Origin of the sequence: Mycobacterium sp. E3339 (assembly GCF_001666915.1) — a bacterium.
Classification (GTDB): domain Bacteria; phylum Actinomycetota; class Actinomycetes; order Mycobacteriales; family Mycobacteriaceae; genus Mycobacterium.
In genome coordinates, this window is the sequence record NZ_LZIZ01000171.1 from 1 (window position 1) to 4352 (window position 4352).

At 67.2% G+C, this 4352-nt stretch carries 7 protein-coding genes; all 7 read right to left on the reverse strand.

The genetic code is table 11. The features are described 5' to 3' along the window. On the reverse strand, positions 1 to 365 hold a 365-nt coding region (locus tag A5702_RS15515; RefSeq protein ID WP_197506573.1), incomplete at its 3' end, for a hypothetical protein. Positions 366 to 376: 11 nt separating this feature from the next. Continuing rightward, positions 377 to 919: a carboxymuconolactone decarboxylase family protein gene (locus A5702_RS15520; RefSeq protein ID WP_231965061.1), complete on the reverse strand. Its 543-nt coding sequence runs from the start codon at positions 917 to 919 to the stop codon at positions 377 to 379. Positions 920 to 921: 2 nt separating this feature from the next. Next, positions 922 to 1761 carry a TauD/TfdA family dioxygenase gene (locus tag A5702_RS15525; protein WP_067819625.1) on the reverse strand — a complete coding sequence of 280 codons (840 nt, stop codon included), beginning with the start codon at positions 1759 to 1761 and terminating at the stop codon, positions 922 to 924. A 28-nt stretch (positions 1762 to 1789) separates the two neighbouring features. After that, positions 1790 to 2125, reverse strand: a complete 336-nt coding sequence (locus A5702_RS15530) for a hypothetical protein (RefSeq protein WP_068221771.1) — start codon at positions 2123 to 2125, stop codon at positions 1790 to 1792. A 4-nt stretch (positions 2126 to 2129) separates the two neighbouring features. Continuing rightward, positions 2130 to 3398 carry an aromatic ring-hydroxylating dioxygenase subunit alpha gene (locus A5702_RS15535; protein ID WP_068221773.1) on the reverse strand — a complete coding sequence of 423 codons (1269 nt, stop codon included), beginning with the start codon at positions 3396 to 3398 and terminating at the stop codon, positions 2130 to 2132. 19 nt (positions 3399 to 3417) lie between these two features. Beyond that, a complete protein-coding gene (locus A5702_RS15540) occupies positions 3418 to 4161 on the reverse strand; it encodes an SDR family NAD(P)-dependent oxidoreductase (protein WP_055402524.1) in 744 nt (247 codons plus the stop codon). A gap of 17 nt (positions 4162 to 4178) precedes the next feature. Then, positions 4179 to 4352 (reverse strand): 2Fe-2S iron-sulfur cluster binding domain-containing protein (locus tag A5702_RS15545; protein ID WP_156669645.1); only part of this gene is annotated, 174 nt, incomplete at its 5' end.

Sequence of the window (4352 nt, forward strand, 5' to 3'; positions counted from 1 at the left end):
CCGCGCCCCGAGGTCACCGTGCACGTCACGCCGGCCGTCTCGGACCGGCAGCTAAACGGCCCGGCTCCAGCCGTCTGGCCGTAGCCGAGGCTCGGCGTGCCTTCCGGCGGATTGGCCAGGCAACCCTCGCCGGCGCAGCGCGAAAGAACACCGGCGGCGTCCATGGTCACCGACTGCGGCGGGGTGATGCTGAAGCAGAACGCCCCGTCGGGGATGCCGCGGCGCTGGTAGTCGATCTCGCAGCTGATGTTGCGCGACGGGGACAGGAAGGTCACGTAGTTGTCCGGATCCGCGGCGGCCGAGGGAACGAAGGCCACGGCACCGGCCAGGGCGGCCGCCGCGGCGGTCAGCGGTTTTGTCAACACAGGAGACAACCTTACGACTCGTCCGCAACGCCGAAGGTGTTCACGGCCATCGCCAGCAACAGGTATCCGCCGATCGTGAATACCAGATCCATGCGTTGCCGGTCGCTGAAGGCGCGGCCCAGCTCGTCCCAGGTGGACTGCGTCACGTTGCTGTCGGCCGTCAATTCGTCGACGGCGCGAATCACCGTCCGGTCCAACGGATCCAGGCCCGCCCCGGAGCGGATGCCGTCGATATCCCGCGAACTCAGGCCGGCTCGTTCGGCGATGGGCAGGTGGTGTGACCACAGGTAGTGACAGTCGGCAAGGTGGACCACCCGCAGCAGCGCAACCTCGCGAATCCGCGGCGACAGCGTCGAGCGCCTGAGCAGGTAGGCGTTGAACGGAAGGTAGGCGCGGGTCAGGTCGGGATGGCGCACCAGGGTCGACAACACGTTGCCCGCGCCGCCGGGATTCGCCCGCTCCGCGGGTATCAGTGACGCCAGCGAGGTGCGGGCGCGCTCGTCCCATTCCTCGGCGGGCAAGGGCGTCAACCGGATTGGGCGCGGACCGGTCACGGCTATTGGATCGGTTCGTCGCCGAGCACGGTCGTGCGCAACATCTCGCGCTGCGAGCTCGGATCATAGGGAGCGGCCCGGTGCAGCACCCCGCGGTTGTCCCAGATGACGGTGTCGCCCACCGACCATGTGTGGCTGTACACCTTGTCCGCCCCGGTGGCCCGCTCGAGCAGTTCCTCGAGCAGCGCCCGGCCCTCGTCGAGGTCCATGCCCACCACGTAGTCGGCCGACGCGCCCAGCACCAGCGACTTTCGGCCGCTGCGGTGGGTCCACACCAGCGGGTGTTCATGGGTGCGCCGGGATCGCCACGCGGCCACCTGCTCAGGTGTGGGGTTCCGATGGGCCCGCCGCTGCGAGGCCTCCAGGGAGTGCACCACGCGCAGGGAACCGAAGCGGCGCTTCTCCTCGTCGGTCAGTTCCTCGTAGGCGGCGTACGAGTTGGCGAATTCGGTTTCGCCGCCCCAATCGGCGATCTGCACCGCGGACAGCACGGTGGCCTTCTGCGGGTACTCGTCGTCGAGGGGCGTGCAGCCATCGATGTGCCAGTCGAACGTCGCCTTCAAGATGGCGGCCGATGAGTTCTTCGACGGATCCAGCGTGATCGGATAGATGCCGGCGACCGGGTGGTGGCCGTCGGCCGAGTGATCGACCTCCCCCAGCCGGCGACAGAACTCGACCTGGACCTCGGGGGTGAGCCCCAGACCGCGGAACACCAGAACGCCGTTGTGCTCCAACGCATCCAGGATGGCCCCGCCCTCGTCGGAAGCCAGGCGGGCCGGATCGAGGCCGGTCACCTCCGCGCCGACGGACGCCGTGAGCTTGGTGATGGTGAGCAGACTCATGGTCCGTCCTTTCTGGTTAAGAGCCGGGTCACGGCGCCGGCTCCACGGTCCGGATCATGACCGCGTCCGCGGCGCTGACGGGAACGGGCTGGTGCATGATCTCCACCGCCATCGCGACCATGATCAGCGAATAGATCATGCGCAGGAGGTTGAGCGCGTCGTCGGGCAGGCTGTCGAGGGGAAACTTGTCGCAATACTCGATCGCCTCTTCGAGCCGCGGGAAGAACGCGTCGTAGAACTCGTGCATCTCGGGCATCGTGCTGGTGACCCTGGCGTTCCAGCGCTCGGTTTCGGTTGCCAGACACCACCTTTGGGCATATTGCTCCAACTCGGCGAACGCGCTGGGCAGCATGGCATCGGACATCGGGCTACACCCCCGCCGGCTCGGCGGCGCGTTCGCGCCGGTAGGCATCCACCCAATCGACGACGACCTTGTGCAGATGGCGCACCAGGATCTCCTGGTCGCCCAGCGGAAACTCGTCGACGATGCCGTATTCCAGTGCCGCCTGCGTGCCTCCGAGCATCCCCGCGTCCTGCAGCGCGAATTCCTTGAGCACCACCGACGCCACCTCGTGTTCGATGCGTTCGCGCACACTGCGGGCGGGGTGGAAAAACGTGTAGGCCTCGAAGCGGTGCGTGTTGTGCGAGGTGGGCCAATACCGATAGAGCAGATACCAGCCGCCGTAGATCAATATCTCGATGTTGGGGAAGATCTGGAAATTGCTGATTCCCCACGGCTCGATGCCGCCCGGGTTGAGGCCGGGCGGCAGCTCACCGATATCCGGTGTGCGCCACGGTCCGACCAGCCCGCTCTTGGTGACCCGTTCGATCGGGTACATGTACTCCTCGGGCAGCAGCCACCGCCGCCGCCCGGCGGTCGACACCAGCCGGTGCGGCCCGTCGAGCTGGAAGTGCCCGCACGTGAAACCGGCGTCGGGGTCCCGCACGTCGGGCGGCACCTGCTGCGGATGCAGGGAGGGCACGTGGTAGTACTCCTGAAACGCGTCCGCGAAGATCTTCCAGTTGCTGTTGTTGTGCGCCACCCACTCGTAGCGTTCGGTCAACTTGTCGAAGGGGTAACCGTCGAGGCCGGTGACCATGGGCCCGAGGAACTCCCGCAACGTCTGCCGCGGCTCGGCGTCGAGGTTGATGAAGATGAACCCGTTCCAGACGTCGCAGTGCACTCCCCGCAGCCCGTACTCGGACGGGTCGAGGTCGAAGAATTCGCCCTGCTGCTGCACGAATTTCAGGGCGCCCTCGAGGTCGTAGCGCCACCCGTGGTACTTGCAGGTGAACTGCCGGCAGGTTCCCCTCGTCTCCTGGGCGGGAAAGTCGTTCCATACCAACTTGTTTCCCCGGTGCCGGCAGACGTTGTGGAAGGCGCGGATGCGCTCGTCGCGGCCCTTCACCACGATCACAGACGTCCCGACGACGTCGATCTCCTTGGTCAGGTAACTGCCGACGCGGGGCACCTCCTCGACCCGGGCGACGTTCAGCCAAGCACGCTTGAAGATCGCCTCCCGTTCGAGTTCGTAGAACTCGGGCGAGGTGGAGTCGCCGAACGACACCGGACCGGTGCCCAATTCGGGATAGTGCTCGGTCCAGGACCCCTCCGCGGGCCTGCCTGACCGCGTCATCGCAACCTCCTGATCGACGTCACAACACCGCCCCACCGTTGACGCCCAAGACCTGGCCGGTGATGAACCTGGCCTCCTCCGAGCACAGAAACCCCACCGCCGCGGCGACGTCGGCCCCGGTGCCCAGGTGGCCCAGCGGGATGTTGGCGGCGATCTGCTCGTTGGAAGGCAGATAGCCGGCGGCTTGGCCCCGATGCTGCATCGGCGTCTCGATGCCCGAGGGCGGGATGGTGTTGACCGTGATCCCGTGCGACGCGTACTCGCGCGCCAGGGACTTGGTCAGCGTGATCACGCCGCCCTTGGACGCCGCGTAATGGGCGGCGAACGGTGAGCCGCGCTGAGCGCTCGACGACGAGATCATCACGATCCGGCCCCAATTGGCGTCGACCATGTCCGGCAACGCGACCTGGCAGCAATGAAAGGTGCCCGTGAGATTGACGTCGACGATCCGTGCCCAGGCCTCGGCGGTGATGTCGGCGAAGGGCGAGAAATCGAACAGGCCGGCGCTGGTCACCAACACCGTGACCGCACCCAATTCGGTACGAACCTTGGCGAACGCCTGCTCGAGCGCGGGCCGGTCGGTGACATCGGCGCCCACGCCGACCGCGGTCATGCCCCCCGCACGCAGGTCCTCGGTGACACGTTGCGCCGCTTGTTCATTGACGTCGAGCACGGCGACCCGATGCCCCCGCCGACCCAGCTCGTGGCAGGTGGCTTCGCCCATGCCCGAGCCGCCTCCGGTCACCACCGCCACCCGGCCCATCGCCGTTTCCCGACCGTTCACTCGTACACCACGTGCACCGTGCGACTGGTCGGCAACGCCTGGCAGGTCAGGACCCAACCCTCGTCGACCTCGTCGTCGTCGAGCGCGTCGTTGTTGAGCATCCGGGCGCTCCCCTGGGCCAGGCGCGCCATGCAGGTTGCGCAGGAACCGGTTTCGCACGACGACGGTGC